General features: G+C 58.2%; 11 protein-coding genes. 2 read left to right on the top strand and 9 right to left on the bottom strand.

All coding sequences use genetic code 11. The features are described from left to right. Positions 1–29 precede the first annotated feature (29 nt). From GTU76_RS20220 to GTU76_RS20205, 4 genes are all read right to left on the bottom strand, one after another. Positions 30–1,544 (bottom strand): glycosyltransferase family 39 protein, encoded by a 1,515-nt coding sequence (locus GTU76_RS20220; RefSeq protein WP_016987558.1) that lies wholly within the window; start codon positions 1,542–1,544, stop codon positions 30–32. Next, a complete protein-coding gene (locus tag GTU76_RS20215) occupies positions 1,541–1,903 on the bottom strand; it encodes a GtrA family protein (protein ID WP_026000789.1) in 363 nt (120 codons plus the stop codon). Before GTU76_RS20215 ends, GTU76_RS20220 begins: the two co-directional genes overlap by 4 nt. A gap of 236 nt (positions 1,904–2,139) precedes the next feature. Continuing rightward, on the bottom strand, positions 2,140–3,561 hold the full coding sequence (locus tag GTU76_RS20210; protein WP_016987556.1) for an amino acid permease: 1,422 nt from the start codon (positions 3,559–3,561) through the stop codon (positions 2,140–2,142). Positions 3,562–3,899: 338 nt separating this feature from the next. Then, positions 3,900–7,025, bottom strand: coding sequence for a dermonecrotic toxin domain-containing protein (locus GTU76_RS20205; protein WP_180699429.1), 3,126 nt, complete (start codon positions 7,023–7,025; stop codon positions 3,900–3,902). A 292-nt stretch (positions 7,026–7,317) separates the two neighbouring features. Here GTU76_RS20205 and GTU76_RS20200 point away from each other — a divergent pair, with 292 nt between their 5' ends. Together GTU76_RS20200 and GTU76_RS20195 are read left to right on the top strand one after the other, a co-directional pair. Beyond that, positions 7,318–10,464: a transglycosylase domain-containing protein gene (locus GTU76_RS20200; RefSeq protein WP_180699428.1), complete on the top strand. Its 3,147-nt coding sequence runs from the start codon at positions 7,318–7,320 to the stop codon at positions 10,462–10,464. Positions 10,465–10,657: 193 nt separating this feature from the next. Continuing rightward, positions 10,658–15,799, top strand: a complete 5,142-nt coding sequence (locus GTU76_RS20195) for a dermonecrotic toxin domain-containing protein (RefSeq protein ID WP_180699427.1) — start codon at positions 10,658–10,660, stop codon at positions 15,797–15,799. A 41-nt stretch (positions 15,800–15,840) separates the two neighbouring features. On the opposite strand, the gene GTU76_RS20190 is transcribed toward GTU76_RS20195, so the two are convergent. From GTU76_RS20190 to GTU76_RS20170, 5 genes are all read right to left on the bottom strand, one after another. Then, positions 15,841–17,100, bottom strand: coding sequence for a hypothetical protein (locus tag GTU76_RS20190; RefSeq protein WP_150729678.1), 1,260 nt, complete (start codon positions 17,098–17,100; stop codon positions 15,841–15,843). Positions 17,101–17,169: 69 nt separating this feature from the next. Continuing rightward, positions 17,170–18,411, bottom strand: a complete 1,242-nt coding sequence (locus tag GTU76_RS20185; protein WP_180699426.1) for a hypothetical protein — start codon at positions 18,409–18,411, stop codon at positions 17,170–17,172. Between the two features lie 46 nt (positions 18,412–18,457). Continuing rightward, a complete protein-coding gene (locus tag GTU76_RS20180; protein ID WP_016987551.1) occupies positions 18,458–18,958 on the bottom strand; it encodes a hypothetical protein in 501 nt (166 codons plus the stop codon). Between the two features lie 34 nt (positions 18,959–18,992). Further along, positions 18,993–19,736, bottom strand: coding sequence for a molecular chaperone (locus GTU76_RS20175; RefSeq protein WP_180699425.1), 744 nt, complete (start codon positions 19,734–19,736; stop codon positions 18,993–18,995). Positions 19,737–19,782: 46 nt separating this feature from the next. Next, positions 19,783–20,997 carry a hypothetical protein gene (locus GTU76_RS20170; protein ID WP_175553289.1) on the bottom strand — a complete coding sequence of 405 codons (1,215 nt, stop codon included), beginning with the start codon at positions 20,995–20,997 and terminating at the stop codon, positions 19,783–19,785. Between the last annotated feature and the right edge of the window lie 2 nt (positions 20,998–20,999).

The following is a 20,999-nucleotide window of genomic DNA, read 5'->3' as shown; positions in this document are numbered from 1 at the left end:
CGCTCCAACCTGGTCATTGATACTGGCGCTCATTCTTCAATGTACAGGCGGGCCTCCATCCTCCCGCCTTCAAGGGTTAACTGTCTTTTCCATCGCTGTGAAATGAATGAAATATCCTCAGCTTTTGATTTTTTAGTAATCCACCAGACCCTCTTGGCAGCGAGATGCATAAGCGCTTCGTCATCTCGCACATTCAGTTCAACTGGTTGAGGAATTAGCGCCCACGCGCCGTACTTCGGGTAACCCCAAATTTTCGTAGTAAACCTTCCGATATAAATCGTGGGGGCGCTCTGCGCTTTCAGGTAATAACTCAACGGCAAGTAATAGAACATGCTGTCGACCACAATCTCATCGCCCAGTTGAACTTGCGTTTGCAGATTGGCAGCGAGGAGGTCCAGACGAGCCTCCCCAGGGGGTGTTCTCGTCATGGCATAAAGACTGTGTATCTCATGAAGCACAACTGCTAGCAGTACGACTGTGACCAACATCCGGCGACGCCGCCAGTAGGCATCAAGTGCCACAGCGACGATTAAAGGTATGGCCATGGCCGCAAAGTAAAAATACCTGTACACGATAACCGGCTTGAATAAAGCCAACAGCATCAGTGCAATCACCGGCACAAAGATATATCCAACCAACAGCCAGCTATATCGAGACTCACTGCGATCTTTAAGGACAACGACGACTGCACAGAACACGACAACAGCCGCCGGCCACTGTTGCCACAATGAAGCGTTGTTTGCCATTGCGCTGCCAAAAGATAGAGTTCGGTTCAGCTCCAATGCAGACTCCAGACTCAGTGGAGGTATCCATCCAAAGTCGGGGTTGATGGCAAGCTGCCCAAGTAAGAATGGGCCCCATGGGAGGAAGAGAAGCACAATTGCAACATTGACTTTGAGCCAGCCCTGCAACGAAATTCCGGTTTTTTGGCGAGCTTGCATCTGCAACCAGAACAACCAATGAGTCAAGACACACAAGGCAGCGAAGTAATGCGTGTAGAACGCCATGGACATCAGTAAAACGTACATGAGCGGATAGCGTTTTCTCTCCGGCATTTCATTCCAGCACACCAATACTACGGTTGCAGCCATCAGCCACAGACCGAGCAGTGGATACATCCGTGCCTCGTGGCTTGCCCCCACGGAAAACGGAAACAATGCAAGTAACAATGCCGCGATGCAGGACGCTCTCGACGTCGAGACAAGGCTAAGAAGTTTCAGACAGAACAGCAGGGCTCCGGTATCGGCCAAGGCCCCAAGAGACCTCACAGACGCTACGCTGTCGCCAAACCAGTGCATCCAATAGTGAAGGATCAAGTAGTAAAGAGGTGGATGAACATCCTTGCCTGCAATGGCCAGAATCTGCGTAGGCGCTTCATGAGCAATTCGGATACTAAAGGCTTCGTCGTACCAGATCGGACTCCAATCGATAGTGTAGAACCGCACGCTCAAAGCCAATGCCAAAAACGCCAACAGCGCCCATCGGTCACTGTGCTTTGAACCTGGCACATTAGTGAAAAATGCAAAGTGCGCTAGAGCGCTCATGCTGCATTCCCGCGAAACAACACAAACCTGAAAAAGCAGTAACCCAACAGCAGATTGACCAGCGTAAATACCCCCACCGTCAGCAACCCGGGCAGACTATGCGCATCGGCAATCGCGCCGATGGCAAAACTGAGCGCGCTCATCACTACGAGAAACAATAGGTAACCAAGCACCGACGTTCGGCCGTCGAAGGTGTACAGCATGTTCACGTAAAACGAGAATGCGGCCGCTACGCAAAATGCAGCGAAGTTGCTGGCGGCCTGAGTCAGTCCGGCGGCCGTGAACAGAACGAAGAAAATCTGCCAATGGATCAACCCATCGGCGAACCCGATAACCGTCAATGCAGAGAGTCCTTTCATACCGGTACCTTGCCCTTGTCTCGTTTGGCGAGGTTTCAACCTAGGGCATGGAACGTGCCCGGTCTACTGACAGAAATAACAGGTGCAGGGCTACTTCCGACGAGCGGTCATCACGCTGCAGCAAGTGGCAAAGTGGCAAAGTGGCAAAGTGGCTCAGCCTTGCGTGAAGATCTGTGGCACGGGCAATAAAAAACCCCGATCTCGCGACCGGGGCTTCGTTTTTCAGCAGCGACGACTTAAGAAACCGAACGCACCGCGCCTTGCGCTGCGTTGGTCGGTTGCAACTTGAACACGTAGAACAACACCGTCAGTAGCACCAGGAACGCCGGCCCCACATACAGCGCCACGCGCGTGTCCGGGAAGTACGCCATCAGGCCGACCACCAGCACCAGAAACGCCAGCGCAAAATACGAGCTGACCGGGTACAGCCACATCTTGTATTTCAGTGCCGCACGTTCGCTGGCGCTCAGGCCTTTGCGGAATTTCAGCTGTGCCAGCAGGATCATCACCCAGGTCCAGATCGCACCGAAGGTAGCAATCGAGGTCACCCAGACGAAGACTTTCTCCGGCACCAGATAGTTGAGCATGACGCCCAAGAGCAACACCGCAATCGACAGCAACAGCGCTCGACGCGGTACACCGTTATTCGAGGTTTTGGCAAAACCGGCCGGTGCCTGGCCGTTCTGCGCCAGGCTGTAGAGCATGCGCCCGGTGCTGAAGATGCCGCCGTTGCACGACGACAGCGCGGCGGTGATCACCACGAAGTTGATGATGCCGGCGGCGGTCTTGATGCCCAGACGCTCGAAGGTCATCACGAACGGGCTGCCCTGGGTGCCGATTTCGTTCCACGGGTAGATCGACAGAATCACGAACAGTGCACCGACGTAGAACAGCAGAATCCGCCAGAACACCGAGCCGATCGCATCGGGAATGGTCTTCTGCGGGTTCTTCGCTTCACCGGCGGTGAGGCCGATCATCTCGACGCCAAGGTAGGCGAACATGACCATTTGCAGCGACATCAGCACGCCGGTCACGCCGTTGGGCATAAAGCCGCCGTGGGCCCAGAGATTGGAAATCCCCAGCGCCACACCGTCATTACCGAAACCGAACGCGATGACGCCGATGCCGCCGATGACCATGGCGATAATCGTGACGATCTTGATCAGGGCGAACCAGAATTCGAATTCACCGAAGGCCTTCACCGCGATCAGGTTGATCGAGCCCATGCTGATCAGCGCCGCGAGGGCCCAGATCCAGCGCGGCACATCGGGAAACCAGATGCCCATGTAGACGGCCACCGCGGTGATTTCCGCGACGCAGGTCACCAGCCACAGGAACCAGTAGTTCCAGCCGGTGAGAAAGCCCGCCAATGGGCCAAGGTAGTCTTGCGCGTAACGACTGAACGAACCGGCCACCGGATTGTGCACGGCCATTTCGCCGAGCGCGCGCATGATTACCAGGATCGCCAGACCGCCCAGGATGTACGACAGCATGATTGCCGGGCCGGCCATTTCGATGGCCTTGGCCGAACCTAAAAACAGACCGACGCCGATACAGGCACCGAGCGCCATCAGGCGAATATGCCGTTCGCCGAGTTCGCGTTTGAGCGGACCGCCCTGAGCGGTGTCGCCGTGAGGCAGTTGATTGCCGACTGGCATAGGGGTGCAACCTCGTCTTGTTATTGGATATGACCACCGAGTGTCGAAGCGTCGGCCGGTAGGCCTTGGCTGCTGTGAAACCGCGTCAGCTTCGTGGGCAAACGCGTCTTGCAAGACAACCTGCAAGATCAGCGGGACGTGCAGTATAAAAACCTTGTTGCAGGTCTTTTCACTCTATAAACCACAAGATTCAGCGGGAGTTGCCACAAATGCGCAAGCTGGTCGGGAAGATCAACTGGTAGCTATAGGAAAACTCGCCACTAAAAACGGCGGCGAGTATTGCACAACCTTGGTGCGTCGTCTTTTCAACGCGCGTTTTTATCCCCAGGAATCTGCCATCAAGCTGCGTTACTTTGCCGTGTCGGGGTGACCACGGTTTTCACGACTTTGGAACCGGTTCTGATGACCTTATCCTGAAAAAAAGCCTTGGCCACTCGGGTTGGCTTGTCAAAGAAACCGGGATCTTTAACGGAATATTGTGCAATGGTCGGGGCACCATACTGGGCTTGGTAGTGAAGCACCCATTCACCCGTAGTCCGCTCATATTTCATGTAAGCAAACCCCGTCAGAATCATGTACGCGTTGCCGTTTTCATCATTACGCAAGCCGTAATCCGGAAACTCCATGGCGGCACTCAATCCCCAACCATGTTCGTGGCCGGGCAGATCGTTGTATTGAGCAGCTTCTTTGCCAGCTTCCACGTGTCTTACGCGCAGGACGTTTTCCCCCATCTGATCGACGATAAAAGAGCAGCCGCTGAACCCAGGTGTAAACACATGATCGGGCTCACCCCATCGAGGGTGAACGGGAATGTCGACATATCCTCCCTGAGGCGCCCAATACCCCGATAACGCATTGGTCTGATGTGGCAGTTCGTCAGGAGTGCTCCACACGCTGATAGCGTTGAATTCGCCTTCAACCACGCCGGAAGTTGTCATCCTTTGCATGGAAAAAATCATCTGCCCTCCTCCTTCGGCATGGGTCATTTGCGGATCTATCTTGCGGATATCCGACCAGAACTGGGACTTGAAAAGATCAGTGCTGATAGAAAGATTATCGAATTGCGGGGCCGCCAGTGCCTGATGAATATTCGTCGGCCTGCTGGTGAAAGGGACAAATTCAAACGGCCCCCAGTCGTAGGAAAGATGGCGAACATCGTTGAGCGTGACCACTTCGATCCGAGGCTCCCACAGACCGTTGGGCAAACGCTCGCGCTGGAAAGGCGGGCGCACCCAGACCGGCCTGCCAGAGGTACCTGGCAGCGGTTCGCCGGCGATGTCCGTCTCATGCGGATCACCGGTGATATTGCCGCCGAACAGCGACTGCGGTTGCCATTGATCCGGGGCCACTTGCCGATACCGGCGAGCCGCAAGTTCATTGAAAGCGGAATCGACAAGGATGACGTCGACAACCTCCGCGTTAAGGGTGAAATCATTCTTGATGCGGTACACCGCGACCTTGCCACGTTCATCGATATTGCGAATATAGCGGCGCTGTCCGTCAGCACTTTGCAAGATCCCTTTGCCTGCCGGGCTGAGGCGGGACACTTCGGACGGCCTGACGGCATAGCGACGAAACTGCCTGTTACCGAACCCGGCAGGTGTCGGTTCAACTTTTGTCGAAGGAGATGGCAACGCATGTTGCCATTCGCCAGCCCCGTCTTGCTCAACCAGCGGTTGGTAAGCCCGCGGTTTGTGCGGATGAAGAATTCTCGATTGCCCGGTGGCCGGTTCGATGACTGTCTCGAAGACGCCGTCCTCGACCTTCACATAGTGCTTGGTGCCGAGCGCAAATTGATTCTGTGGATCAGGTTTCACGTCTGCCAACGAGACGTCGCTTCGATAAGGTGCGAGGTCAGGCTTCCACAAACGCTTCTGTCCAGCAGGCGTTTCAATCGGCGTGAACTCCGAATGAACGCCGGCCAACAACGGAAGAGACGCCACACCAATACCGATATTTTCCAGCACGTCGGTGATGTGTTGCCAACCGGCTTCCTTATCGCCCTTGCTGAGTTCCTCAAGCCCTTCCAGTACTTCGTCCATCATTTGCACGGCCGACACCCCGAGCATGACCAACCCCAATGGCGGGACGGCAAAAGACAGCACATTGAGTGCGGCCAGGCCGACTTCGAGGAATACCGAGAGCAAGGACTGCTCATCCCGCACGTCGGCATCGGCATTGGACACAGCAGCATCGCGGGCATCGCTGAAAATCCGCTGGTTGAACTCGCGCTGCAATGTTGTCCAGATGTCATAGTGCTGGGCCCATGGATCACCCGATGGGTCCATCACCCTGAGCTGCAAAAGAAAATCGGGCTGATGTTTTTGCCGACGGGTTTCGTGATCCCACAGCCGTGGCTTGCCTGACGCCGTTGGAACCTCTTCGGTAAAGCTGTAGTAGAACGTCGAACGATCCTTGTAACGCATGAACCGGCTGAAGAACTGTTGATAGGCCGTTGGCGCTTTGGGCGAGTCACTTTCAGCGCGACGCACGAACTGTTCGATCAAACGGGCCTTGAGTGCCGTCACTGTTGCGTAGTGCTTGACGGGATGATCGGGATCGTCAGGAATGTAAGCGATGAAACCGTTATTGGCGTAACCGTCAACGGTCGGCAGCAGGTCGTCCAGAATGCTTTCATCGTCCGGGTCGGCGATCTCGAAAATGATACAGCTGTGCACGGGCAACTCATTGAAACTCAAGCTGCGATACCACAGCGTCTTACCGTCTACGTGAACGGGTTCCTTCCCTTCGACACTCGACATCAACGCTTCAAAATGTTCCCGGCGAATATCACCCTTACATAAAGCAATGTAACTCGCTGCCTTCAGCGCTGCTTTCTGGTAGTTGACGAACAGTTTATTCAGCTTGTCCCGAGCACTGCTGTCATCCCAGCGCAGTGCAGTATGCAAATGGGCCTGATACTGTTTGCCGATATCAAGCAGCCTGCACAACTCAATAAACTCATGAACACCAAGTCCGACCTCGACAGTCCCCCTTCCAGACGCCGTCATATAGCAATTAGGCTTGAAGAAGAACATTGCCTTTTTTTCAGCCGGACAGTTATGCAGGGCGGCGTCAAGCAGCGAAGCGGGCGCAACTTGCGAGGTGTGAAAATCACTTTTACCGGACAAATCCACCTGCACCCGATTGACGTCCAGATCCAGGCCGGACCTTTCCTTGATGGCCCTTGTCAGCAATGGTGCGGCGAATTCATGAGGTGTTTTCACCGATGCCATGGCGTTATTCAGCAACGTGTGCGCCGTCACACTTTCTTCTATCAGGCGTTGAGCTTCTTCGCGTTGTTTCGGCGACGCACTCTTTAACCATTGCGGTGCATTGGCATCAAAACCTTTTAACATCTCCAGATTTTCTTTTGACATTTTCAACAGTGGTGAAGGCGTTGCGGCGGCAACAATATCAACATGTTCGGCAATACTAAAAACCTGACCACGAAATTCAAACATGGCGTCATCCCAGACAAATAAAATTGAGCGCCGAGTTAACACCAAAACATTCAACAGCCGAAGTTCTCGAGTACTACCAGACTTTAGCAACTTGAATACATAAAAATAACCGCTGCTAAAAAGTTACACGTGTGTTTTTTTGATGCGAAGTCTCTCGACCCGCCCACATCGCATCGCATGTTCCGTGCCGTACCTCCCGGCCGCCCGCGACCGCACATTTTTTTCACCAGCGCCAACCACCGTCTAAGCTTCAGACAAGTCCGATCAATCTGCGTGAATGGATCAATCGACTATGGGCGCTTTGTGGCAAACCGATTCGAGTAAAGCCGTGGTTCCGACTGAACGTGTGGATGATCAAGCGCCTGTCCCTGAAAAACCTCGCCGCAGCCGGCACGGGTGGAAGGCTTTCTGGTTATTGCTGCTGATTATCGCAATCGTGGTAGGGCTGGCGGCTGCCAAGGAGATGCGTACCTCTCGTTTCCAGTCCCGCGAACTCAGCCAGTATGCGGCGTCCCTGACTTACAAGCTTGAGCCGGGGCCCAGCGAAGCGATCCGTTATCCGGGTAACGGGCCGTTCGATATGCGCCTGGGTTACAGCGCTCTCGATGAATTTTTGCCGCGTCTGCTCAAGCGCAACTATGTCGTGACCGAGCAGACGCGTTTTTCGCCCGCCCTGCTCAGCTACACCGACAAAGGCCTGTTCGTGCCGTATTCGGAGAAGATCCAGGCCGGACTGTCGATCACCGATTGCCGCGCCGCGCCGCTGTACAAGTACAACTATCCGCAACAACTGTATTCGAATTTCGCGGCCATCCCGCCGGTGGTGGTCAGTAGCCTGTTGTTCATCGAAAACCGCTTTCTGCTCGACACCAAACAGCCGTTGGCCAACCCGGCCGTGGACTGGCCGCGGTTCGGTATGGCCGCGTGGTCGCAAGTGGCCAAGTTGCTGCACCTGCCGGGGCAGTCGGCCGGCGGCAGTACTCTGGCGACACAGCTGGAGAAATATCGGCATTCACCGGATGGCCTGACCGTGTCCGGTGCCGAGAAGATTCGCCAGATGATTTCCGCCAGCGTTCGCGCTTATCAACCTGGCCCGCAAACCCTCGGTGCACGGCAAAACATCATTCGTGACTACCTCAACAGCGTGCCGCTGTCGGCAGTGCCGGGTCACGGTGAAGTGCATGGCATGGCCGAAGGCTTGCGCGTCTGGTACGGCACCGACTTCAATAAAGCCAACGAACAGCTGAACAGCCCGGCGAGCGACCCGAAAACCATGGCGGAGAAAGGCCTGGCCTTGCGCGAAATGCTCTCGCTGATGATCGCCCAGCGTCGGCCGTCGCATTACCTGACCAAGGGCCGCGAAGAACTCGTCGACCTCACCGACAGCCACTTGCGCCTGCTCAAGCAGAACGGCGTGATCGACACAGCCCTCGCCGATGCCGCCCTGGCCAGCACCGTCAGCTATCGCGACTGGCAGACCCAGCCGACCCTCCAGCCAATTGAAACCAACAAAGGCATCAGTGTTGCCCGCAGTCGTCTGGCAAGCATGCTCAACCGCCCGCTGTACGACCTCGATCGCCTCGATCTTTCGGCCACCAGCACCCTGCAAGGTGACCTGCAAACCCAGGCCACCGCTTACCTGAAAAAACTCGCCGACCCGGCCTACGCTGGCGAAATCGGTCTGCTCGGTGAACGCCTGCTGACACCCACCAGCACCACTCAGGTTCGTTACAGCTTCACCCTGTTCGAACTGACCCCGGACGGCTCGCGCGTGCGGGTGCAGACCGACAGTACCGATCAGCCTTTCGATATCAACGAAGGCAGCAAGCTCGAACTGGGCTCCACGGCAAAGATGCGCGTGCTCACCACTTACCTGCAAATCATCGCCGAGTTGCACGACAAGTACGGCGCCATGAGCGTGCCGGAACTGAAAAAAGTCGATGTACCGGATCAGGACCGCCTCAGCCAATGGGTCATCGATTACCTGATCCAGAACAAGGATCACGACCTGTCGAAGATGCTCGGCGCCGCACTGGACCGCAAATACTCGGCCAGCCCCGGCGAGGCGTTTTTTACCGGCGGCGGACTGCACGTATTCCACAACTTTCGCAAAGAAGACAACGGCCGCCTGCCGACCCTGCGTGATGCCCTGCGTGAGTCGATCAACCTGCCGTTCATTCGCCTGATGCGCGATGTCGTGCGCTACGTCACCTATTCCGGCCCCAACAGCAGCGCCGAACTGCTCAAGGACGACCGCGACCCGCGGCGTCAGGAATACCTGGCGAATTTCGCCGACCGCGAAGGCACCTCATTCCTGCTCAAATTCTGGAAAAAGTACAAAAACAAAGACACCCAGGCGCGTCTCGAAACCTTCCTCGACAGCATGCGCCCGACGCCGATCCGCATGGCCGCCGTACACCGCTACCTGCTGCCCAATGCCAGCCAGGAAGACTTCAACAGTTTCGTGCGCTCGCACCTAAAAGGCGCCAAGCTCACCGAGAAGCTGACCGACGACCGCCTGATCAGGCTCTACGACGCCTACGGCCCGGGTACCTACGACTTGCCGGATCAGGGCTTCATCGCCAAGGTGCACCCGCTCGACCTGTGGCTGATGGGCTATCTGCTGAGCAACCCGGACGCGACGTTCACGCAGATCGTCAAGGCCAGTCACTTCGAACGTCAGGAAGTCTACAGCTGGCTGTTCAAGAGCAAACACAAGGGTGCTCGCGACAGCCGCATCCGCACCATGCTCGAGATCGAGGCATTTCTGGAAATCCATCAGCGCTGGCAGCAAGTCGGCTACCCCTTCGATCATCTGGTGCCTTCGCTGGCCACCGCCATCGGCAGCTCCGGCGACCGTCCGGCCGCACTCGCCGAGCTGATCGGCACCATCCTCAACGACGGCGTGCGCATGCCGACCCTGCGCATCGACAGCCTGCACTTCGCTGCCGACACACCGTACGAAACCCGTCTGGTGAATGACCCGCATGTCGGCAAACGGGTAATGCCATCGGCAGTCGCCAATGCCATGCGCGAAGCACTGTCGCAGGTGGTGGACGCCGGTACGGCGAAACGTGTTTCCGGCAGTTTCAAACTGGCCGATGGCAGTCCGCTGGCCATGGGTGGCAAGACCGGCACCGGCGACAACCGGATCGAAGCCATCGGTTCGGGTGGACGTATCCTCAGTTCGAAGTCGATCAACCGCACCGCGACCTTTGTGTTCTACATCGGCGATCACCATTTCGGCACCCTCACCGCGTTCGTTCCGGGACGCTCGGCGGAGAACTTCAAATTCACCTCGGCCCTGCCGGTGCAGGTGCTCAAGGGCATGGCGCCGATTCTGACGCCTTACCTGCAACCGGGCAGCGACTCGCAATGCCGTCCGGTGGAGGCACCCCGCGTCGCCATGACCGGCCCGTTGCAGCCGTTAGCGAGGTAACAATTCGTGTCAGGCATTTCTGATTCAGGGTGACGTTTTTTCTCGCTGGCGGGTGGTATTCATGTATTTTTCAGATTCGAATTTTCGTCGGGTTAGCACCCCGTAGCGCCATTTGCCCGCTGATCTTTGAACTTTTGTTTTACCCCCTCGCAGGTAGGCTGATCATTCCTCCAACAATCAAGGATGATTGGCCATGTCTGATTCCCCCGTGCCTGCAGCAACACCGGACAAAGGGCGGCACTACGACTTTATCGCCAGCGCAATCGATGACAACTTCAAGACCGCCACGGTCGCTCGAGGCGAGGCACTGGCGGCGACACCACTGAACGCCCAAGCCTGGTACGCCAGCGCGCCGACTGCCTATCTGGAAAAGCTCAGAGTCGCCAATATCAAAGCCTGGGGTTCGCAAAACGAGGTCGACCGCTTGCTGGCCAGGATCGACCTGACCGCCTTCGCCACCCCATTGCTGCAGGCCAGGCTCAAGGAACGCTACGGCATTGAATTGACCAGCGACACCGACAGCGATAGCGACATCGAGCGAACGTGGCTGCACCTGTACATGCCAAAAAGCAGTCCCTGGTATGCGTTCAACCTCTCCGACGGCGTCACCGCCCGGCAGGTATCGCTGCTGCAAGCCGCCCTGCACAACTTCGCCAGCAACGAGCAGGTCGCGGACGGTTCGGACTTCATCAGCAAACCCGACAAGCTCGGCAACTTTGATGTGCTGCCGATCAGACAGACGATGAGCATCCGTCAGTTCCAGGCGCTGTGCCGGGAACTGGACATCGGCGCACGGTACAAAAAGCACCTCGAAAGCTACCTGCTGCCGGATGAACCGGTCGCGAAGGCGGTGCTGCAACACAAAGTGACGCAAAGCCAGAAAGATGCCCTGGCGGTCGCCGCGCACATTGCGTTGCTCACCCACGACATCGAGTACGACGCCTACAAAACGCTGCTCGCGCTGGCCGAGGGGCAGACCCGGCTGATGCTCAACGGCCGACGGCAGCAATGCTGCGACCTGTCGATGCTCGGTACGCGCCTGACCGGCATCCTGCTGCTGATCCCGGCAGTGCGCGACAGCCGCGGGATCAATCGATTGATTGCCTACCTGCCCAACGACCCCGATCATCCGCTCAAGGAATATCCGTCGCCGCAGGCTTTCCAGGCCGAGCTGGCGCGCCAGTTGCGCGAAAACAAAGTCAGCGCCGTGACCAGGCAAAGCTACCAGCAGTACTTCAGCCAGTTTGTCGACCAGCAGCAGCGCGGACACTTTTTTGCCGAACTTGAGCAACGCCTGTTTATCGTCAGGTATCACCAAAAAGAGTATCCCGACGACAGCCGCCCGGCATGGCGCAAGGACGATGTGGCCAAGCCGCAACTGCGGTTGCAGCACGTGCCGCTGGCACCCGACTACTGGACACACGCCTACCAGAAGAAACTCGACAAGATCCTCAACGATGCCCGCGAACTGGCCGTGTCCACCGCCGATGCCGACAGCAAGGCACGCTGGGCCTGGTGGGACAACTTCAAGAAGATCGTCTCGGACATCTTCAATGCCGCACTGTTGATCGCCACACCGTTCGTGCCGGGGCTGGGCGAGTTGATGATGGTTTACACGGCTTACCAGCTCACCACCGACGTCATCGAAGGGTTGGTCGACCTCGCGCAAGGGCTCTGGCAGGAGATGGGCGAACACATCATCAGTGTGGTCACCAACGTCATTCAACTGGCGGCATTCGGCGCCGGCAGCCAGATCGGCGACGCTTTCAAGTTGAAGCTGTCACCGCTGGTCGAAGGCATGAAACCGGTGAAACTGCCCAATGGCAAACCGGCGCTGTGGCACCCGGATCTGGCCCCTTACGAACAAACGAAACTGATGCTGCCGGCCGCTTCGAAACCCGACGGGCATGGCCTGCATCAGATGGGCCGCGAAACCCTGCTGCCATTGGAAGGCAAACTCTACAGCGTCGAAAAAGCCTCGACACAACCGACCTCGAAAACGCACCGGATCAAACACCCGTCACGCCCCAACGCCTACCGGCCGAAGATCGAGCACAACGAGCATGGTGCCTGGCTGCACGAAGCCGAAAGTCCGCACGACTGGGCGGATCAGACCCTGATGCAGCGCCTGGGCCACAACGTCGAACGGTTCACGCCCACTGAGCTTGAGCAGATCCGCATCAGCAGCGGCACCGCCACCGATGCATTGCGCCAGATGCATGACCACAACAGCCCGCCGCCACCCTTGCTGGCCGACACCATCAAGCGCTTTGGCACGTATGACGACGTCCAGCGATCAAGCACCCACATTCGCGACGGCCAGCCGCTTGCCCCCGACGCCGTCTGGTTTGAACCCATTACCACCGGCTTGCCCGGATGGCCTCGCGAGCGGGCGTTGCGAGTGTATGAACATGCCGATTTGCGCGGGCACTCACGCCAATACGGCAACCCCGCCGCGACGGAGGCGAACACCCTGAACATCAGCCACGCAGAGCTTAACAACGGCGAATTGCCCGAACGCCTCGCAGGCTTTCTCGATGATGCCGAGTGCAAGGCCCTGCTCGGTCGTGACGTGGCGGCTGCGCAACGTCCCCAGGCCCTGCGCGATCTTTTGGCCGAGGCGGTGCTAGCCCGTCGGGGCGAGGTGGCCGAGCGCCTGTACCAGGCTGGCGAGCGCTCGAACAAGGCCGATATCCGCGTGGTGCAACAGACATTCCCTCAAATGCCGCTGACGCTGGCGGAAAAACTCCTGACCCAGGCCAGTCCTGCTGAAGTGCAGCGTATCGTCGATGACAATCGCTTGCCGCTGCGGATCAAGGCACAAGCCCGGGAACTGAATTTCGAAGCCTCCACTGCTCGTGCCTATGAGGGTTTTTATCGCGACGACAGCGTGGTGCCCGACACCGAACGTCTGGCGCTGAACGCACTCAAGGTGCACACCGATACCTTTGCCGATCTGCGCATTGAAGTGCGCGATGGCGTCCATGATGGTCCGTTGCGTTGCAGCGCGGGGGCGGATGACGCCACCCTTGTGCGGCGGCTCGTCCGCAATGAGCACGGCCAGTACGAGGTGCTGGATGGCAACAACCGCGCCCTCCATGAACCCAGTGATTTTTATCAGGCCACGCTCGATGCCCTGCCCGAGGGCAAACGCACGGCACTGGGCGAAAAAGGCGCCGATGCTGGCCGGTTCAAGTCGTGGATCATGGAAACCACCGCAGCGCCGAGCGAGCGCAGAACCTTGTTGGCCGAACCGCCCATTCGCCGGGTAGCGACAGTTGAAACAGAAACGCTGGTGCGCGGCTGGCCGACATTCTTCGGTGAGCTAACGCCAGAGCAGAGGATCAAAAAGCTGTACCCAAAGATGAACGAAAGGCAGGTCGAGACGTTCATCAAGGTGCTCAAGCGCAACGGCGGTCACGAAGAGGCCATCCAGCGACTGGAGAACGATCGCAAGTCACTGAAAGACATCTTGCAGCGGTGGCGTGACAGCTATCGTCAGGACACCGACAGTTACGGAGAAACCATTCCAGGACCACCCGGAGAATACCTGCACAATGGCGGACGGTATCTCGAGGAGCGCTTGCTCCAGTGTTTCGAACGCCAAAGCGAGATATTCGGTGAACGCCGCAACCACCCGGAACAGGGTTACGCCCTGGACCTGTCCGCCGATTTTTCCGGCCCCGACCTTGAAAAATGGTGGCGGGCGCTGCGCCAGCAACCGGGCATCGACCTGCACCTGGCCCGGATCAGAGCCCTGAACCTCGACAACGCAAACTTTTCCAAAGCCGCCGATGGCTTGCTGAGCAGCTTCCCGCATCTGAATCAACTGAGCGCTCGCCAGTGCGGGCTGACCCAAGTGATACCGGCGATTGGCAAGATGCGTCAGCTTCGGGAGCTGGATCTGGCCGATAACAAAATCAGCCTGACCAGCCCTTCCGACGAGCCGTTCGGTGAGCTGACACAGCTGCAAACGTTGAACCTGAACGGCAACCCCTTGCGCCATCCACCCGATATCGGGCGGATGGATCGGTTGAATGAGCTGAGTCTGGCCAACACCGATATCCAGACCTGGCCCCAAGGTCTGTTCAAGGTCGGTGATATGGACACACCGCGTCTGCGCAGTTTCATGCTGGACATGCGCCAGGCGCCGATCGATACCCTGCCGCAGGTCACGCCCGGCTCCGACCAGGCGTTCATCCTCAGCCGGGCGCGATTCGATCCGGGCAGGCTTGCCGCTCTCGACCGGATCCGTTACGGCGACTACCGTGAGTCCACGGGTTTGACCGCGCAGCAAGTGATATCACCCGCAGCCAGCAATGAGCTTTCCTATTGGCGAGATCTGCCCAAAGACCATGGGTTCAGCCCCTCGGCGCAACTCGCAAAGTACCGCGAGGAGTCCTGGCATGACGTGTGGGCAGAGCCCGGCTCCGAAGGTTTTTTTGCTGTCATCGCCTACCAGAAAAAAAACGGGTTCTACCAGAACGCAGCGTCACGTCCCTACCTGACCAGGCGGGTCTGGGAAATGATCGATGCAGTCGCCGTTGATTCGCGACTGCGCGAAAAACTGTTCAGCGAAATCACCTCGCCACAAGACATCAACAATGCCGGCGCCCAGCTTTTCAACGCCATGGGCATCGATGTGTTGGTGGCCAAAGCCTACGCCGAGTCGCCATCGGTCGAGGTGCTGGACGACACACTGGTCCGGTTGGCCCATGGCGCTGCGCGTCTTGACCGAATGAGCGACCTGGCCAACGAGGAGGTCAGCCGCCAGGCACAAAGAACCCGGCTGGACCCGACGCAACCGCCACCGCATGAAATGGACGTGCATATCGCATTCGAGACAGGACTGGCCGAACGTCTGGAATTGCCCTGGCATGCCGAAAGCATTCCATTTCAACCGGCCTCGGGTGTCAGCAAAAAGACCATCGATGCTGCCTACGACGCAATCATCAAACGTGAAGCCGGCGATGGATTGGTCAACGGCATGATCGACTTGTACGGCGATGCCTTCTGGGAGCGTCATTTGCGCAACACCCACCCGGATCGTTACGCGACAAACGACATGCATGCCGCGAACAAGATCAGTCTGCTCGATGAATTGCGCCAGGCGCAGGCGCAATGGGTCGACGAAAGTGATCTGTCGCGCCTGAACCCGCTCGCCCGCCGAATCATGCTTCTGGCAGATCAATTGCAGCTCGCCCACGTTGAGGTCTTCAGCGGCGAAAAAATGAGCCAGGCCCGTTACGACAGACTGGTGAAGGACATCGGTTATGCCCGCAACGACTTATCCCGACAATTGACCCGCCAGGCGCTGAGCCGGGCCGGACTCTGAATCTCGAACCAGGCCAGCCCCTTCCCCGGGGGCTGGTGACCTCAGCCAACCTCCGAATCCCAGATCACCATGACGTTGCCCGAATAGCGGCGCGATGTTCCCTCCTTGATCATTTCATCCACCGCGTCACGGGCCACTTCGAAATGCAGCGTGCCGACCTTGCGATCCAGATAGAACCCGGGCTGAAACAACTCGGTGCCACTGCCATCGCGCAGCAACCGGCGGCGATTGACCGGCTGCCCCGCGCCATCGGTCAACCCGTTGGGCAGGCTGACGCTGACTTCCAGCGGTGCCTCATGGCCGGCGTTCGCTTCCCACAGCGCGCAGTTGTTGCCCATGACGTACTGGCATTCGATGCTCATCTTGAAGCGGCTCGATGCCGAAATCGTGAACGACTGGTCGCGCATCAGCCGGGTCGGCTTGCGCCCCTGATTCAGCCAGGACTGCCAGCCCCCGAGCGGTTCCAGCACCACGCGGTTGCCGCCGGGAGGAATATCGACCTTCATGGTGTGTGTCACCTTCAGATTGAAATTGAGGGTCAGCATCGAGTCGGACGGGATCATCACATCGCCCATGTCGAAATCCAGGTTCGGGCCAACGGTATAGGTGATGGAACCGGTGTAGTCGCCCGACTCCATCTTCAGCGGATCCGGTGTGCGCAGTTCGTAGGCATAACCGAAATACAGGTAGCGCATGGCCTGCGGAATGTCGAACAGCGCCTTTTTCGCACAGGTCCCGGCCCCTTCCGGTACTCTCCAGAAACTGTTGTAGCCCGAGGGGCCGGCGCTGTTCCATCCGACGCCCTGGCAGGGTGGCGGAGCATACGTCCAGCCACCGCCTTCCCACAGCTCGTCCCACCAGCCGCCTCCGGTCAATTCGTTTACCGGTCGCGGCAACGCCAGTTCGTGACCGATCCCGGCAATCCTGATCTGCAATTTGTGCGTATCGCCTGACGAATGGGTGACTTGCACATCCCGCCAATCCGACGGAATCCGCGCCATGCCGCCCTGACGCGGATCGGTATGGTTGGCCAGAATCGGCGCATTGGCCGCGAACGGAATGCGCGCGATCAGACTGAACAGACCGATCGGTTCACAAGCCTGCGGGATCTGACGACAGAACCCTTCGGACGGCGTCTGGTTCTTGAACTGATTTCGTTGCGGGTTGGCAAAGTCCGGTTCAAAAGTCGCGTCAATATCATGCACTTCAGCCGATGCCGCACCGGCCACCAGCGTCAGCACCAGACTGCTCCACGCGCTGCGCTTTGTCAGGCGCAGACACCTTGTGAACACATTACCCATGGTCGTTCTCCATAATGACCTCGGAACATCCGAAGCTTCCCTGTCAACACGGCACAATCGCCAATTCGCCTAGCTCACTTCCGAATCCCAGATCACCGTGACATTGCCCGAATAGCTGCGGGCATACCCGTCCTTGAGCATTTCATCCACCGCATCACGAGCCACCTCGAAATGCAGCGTGCCAACCTTGCGATCGAGATAGAAACCCGGCTGAAACAACTCGGTACCACTGCCATCGCGCCACAACCGCCGGCGCTTGACCGGCTGCCCGGCGCTGTCAGTCAGGCCGTTGGGCAACGTGACGCTGACTTCCAGCGGGACACCATGGCCAGCGGTCGATTCCCATAGCGCGCAGTTGTTGCCCATGACGTACTCGCATTCGATGTTCATCCTGAAACGGCTCGACGCCGAGATATTGAACGTCTGATCGCGCATCAGCCGGGTCGGCTTGCGCCCCTGGTTCAGCCAGGACTGCCAGCCCCCGAGCGGCTCCAGCACCACGCGGTTGCCGCCGGGAGGAATATCGACCTTCATGGTGTGCGTGACCTTCAGATTGAAATTGAGGGTCAGCATCGAGTCGGACGGAATCATCACATCGCCCATGTCGAAATCCATGTTCGGGCCGACGGTGTAGGTGATGGAACCGGTGTAGTCGCCTGCATCCATCTTCAGCGGATCCGGTGTGCGCAGTTCGTAGGCGTAGACGAAATACTGATAGTTCATGCCAACAGGAATATCGAACAATGCCTTTTTGGCGCAGGTACCCGCCCCCTCCGGAACTCTCCAGAAGCTGTTGTAACCATGGTGGCCCGCCGTAACGGTACCGACCCCCAGGCACGGTGGCGGAGCATAAACCCAGGCGCCACCCTCCCACAGGTCATCCCACCAGCCGCCTCCGGTCAATTCACCGACCGACAACGGGAACCCTGCTTCGTGACCAATACCGGCAATTCTCACCTCGACAATGTGTGTATCACCGGAAGCGTTCGTCACCGAAACCGTGCTCCAGTTGGACGGCACTTTGGCCATGCCGCCCCGACGCGGATCAGCATGATTGGCCTGAATCGGTGCATTGGCCGCGAACGGAATACGCGCGATCAGGCTGAACAGACCAATCGGCTCACAAGCGCCCGGCGCTTGCCGGCAAAAACCCTCGGACTGTGTCTGATTCTTGAACTGATTCTTTTGCGGATTGGCAAAGTCAGGCTCGAAGGTCGCGTCAATGTTGTGCACTTCGGCCGCTGCCGCGATGCTGAACAACGTCAGCAAACCAATCCATGGCCGGATGCCCGGGGCGCTAAAAAAACTCAAGGGCGTTCTCCAAAAACATACCGATACCAGCGCTACACGCGCCGGTTCACTCGCCCGGCGCTCGGGCACTGAACAACAGCAACACGTTGCCGGCGTAATCTCCGGCGCGGTAGCCGCCCTCCGGTCTGATCGGGTCGATTTGCAACAACACCCGACTGCCCGCGGCGGCTTCGGCCTGCGACACCACCTGACGCGGCGCCATCTCAGCGCTCAACTCCACCTCGTTGAAGGTCACGCGCAGTCTGATATCGTCCGCCGGCCGACCGTTGGAAAGGTAGGGCGCGGACTCCAGGCGCGCCTCAATCGCTCCGCTGTCGTGGCGCACGTCAAAGTATTTGCGCACACTGCTCAGGCTTGAGGTCGGGTGGTTCCAGTGGAGCTGCTGCGGCCGGTGAATCCAGTCCGGCTCCGCTGGAATGATGTAGAACGCTCGGCTGGGGACGTTCAGTGTCACTTCGAAGGTGTGTTCTTCCCGAGCCGCCCAGGCCGCGTCGCTGGTCAAAGCCGCCGCGGCAATCAGCGCGACGACGGTGCATTGCTTGATCATGTTGGTTACCCGTAGCGTTCAATGAAAAGCAGACCTAGCGGCTGCTGACCGTCAGGTTCTTCTTCTCGCTGCCCTCGATCAGAAAGAAGCGGTACGCACGGCCCTTCTCCTTATCGAAAGCGAAGGTTTTGCCCGCCAGCACATGGTGTTTGGTGGTCGCGCCGCAGTCGGTTTCGTTACTCAGCGAACAGCTTTTGAACTCGTCGACGATCACCACGGTATTGCCGTCATTGCGCAGTTCGTAGCGACTGGCGGTTTCATTGATCGCCGTGGCGAAGCGTGCTTCCTTGGGGCGGACAAAGAACACCGTGCCAAAACCGGTCATCACGTTGACCCCGGCCGTGAGTGCCTTTTTGTAGTCTTCACGCTCTTCCTGGCTGACTGCGAACTCGTCTTCTTTTTCCGGCACCACCGGCACGAACCGCACGCGGAAGTAACGCTCGCGATCGCGTTCGCCCATGTACAGCAAGCGGGTGCCCTGCATTCCCTGAGCCGGCACGATCAGCCGCGCCGGACTGGCCATCAAGCCGTTGCGCGAGGTGCCGTCGGCAGCGTTCTGAACCGGGATTTCCGTCGGTGTGCCGTCGGCACCGTAGACAATCTCCAGCACGTTGACCTTGACGAACGCAGTGGCGTCACCGCTGTTGAACACCCGTTTCAGGTAGGTACTTTTATCGGCATCCAGATAGTCGTACACCGTACCGACATTGATCTGCGGCCCGGCCTGCGCCGTCAGGCAAAACACGCTGAGCACGCCCAGCAAAAAACCACGGTTCATCGTCTTCAACTCCATGAAAAAAGGAAAAAGGCCCCGGCCTGCACGTTCACACGTCCGAGTCCCAGATAACGGTGATATTGCCGCTGAGCGTGTCGGTGAAACCCGGCCGCAAAAGAAAGTCGATGGCATCCCTGGGCATCTCGAAACGCAATGAACCGGCCTTGCGGTCCACATAAAAACCCGGTTGAAAAGGACCGACCCACGTGTTGTAAAGCAGCTTGAGCTGGCTCACCGTGCGCCCCATGGGCCCATCGATGCCGGCGGGCAGCGTGAGATAGGTTTCCACCTCGGTGACATTGCCTCTGGGGCTGCGCAATTTGCAGCGCGTGCCGCCCGTGGAGTCGCACAGGATCATGACCTTGAAGCGCGATGAGGCGGAGATGTAGAACAGTTGATCGCGAAAGATGCGTGTCGGCGGGCGGCCATTGTCGACCCAGCGCATCCAGCCGCCCTCGGGTTCGAGCAGCACTTTGTTGCCGCCCGGCGGCAGATCGACCTTGAGGGTGTGCTGCACGTCGAGCACGAAATCCAGATTCAGGCTGCCATCGTCCGGCGCCATCAACGGCCCCAGATCGAAATCGCCGCCGTTGCCGATGGAATACGCCAGCGAACCGGTGTAAAGGCCCGATGACATGCCTAACGGATTGGGCGTGCGCAACTCGTAGGCGAAATCCAGATTGTTGAAGTACATCGATGGAATGGTGAACGCGGCAATCTTGGTGCAGGCCGTTTCCACCGGCGTTTTCCAGAAAAACCGGTAGTAATTGGGCGTAAAGAAACCGACACCGCTATAGATACAGGGGGCAGGAGCATAGACCCAGCTGCTGCCGGTCCAGAGTTTCTGATGGCCATCAAGCGGGTCGCTCACGCCCACCAGATTGGCCGCGGTGTCGCTCAACACAAATGTCGAACCGATGCCGATGATGCGGATTTCGACGGTTTCGGTTTCCTGTGTCTCGGCATTGGTCACCGTCAGTTGCCGCCAATTGGCCGGTGCCTTGACCGTCACAGCGTCACCGGGCTGGAGAGTGCGGGTGGACTCGAAACGAATCGGAAATTGAATACTGAACATGCGGTTATCGGCGCACTCGCTCGGGGCAGCCTCGCAATACCCGCTGTTCGGCGTTTGGTTGATGAACACGTTTTTGCTCGGCTGCGACGGATCAGGCTGAAACAACGCGCGGATCTCCTGGCTCGCCGCCTCGGCGGCCGGCATCGCCAATGCCAGACAGAGGCCCAGGCCATACGTGGATCTGTTCATCG

Source organism: Pseudomonas crudilactis, assembly GCF_013433315.1.
Lineage (GTDB): Bacteria > Pseudomonadota > Gammaproteobacteria > Pseudomonadales > Pseudomonadaceae > Aquipseudomonas > Aquipseudomonas crudilactis.
This window is presented reverse-complemented; position numbering and strand designations above follow the sequence as displayed.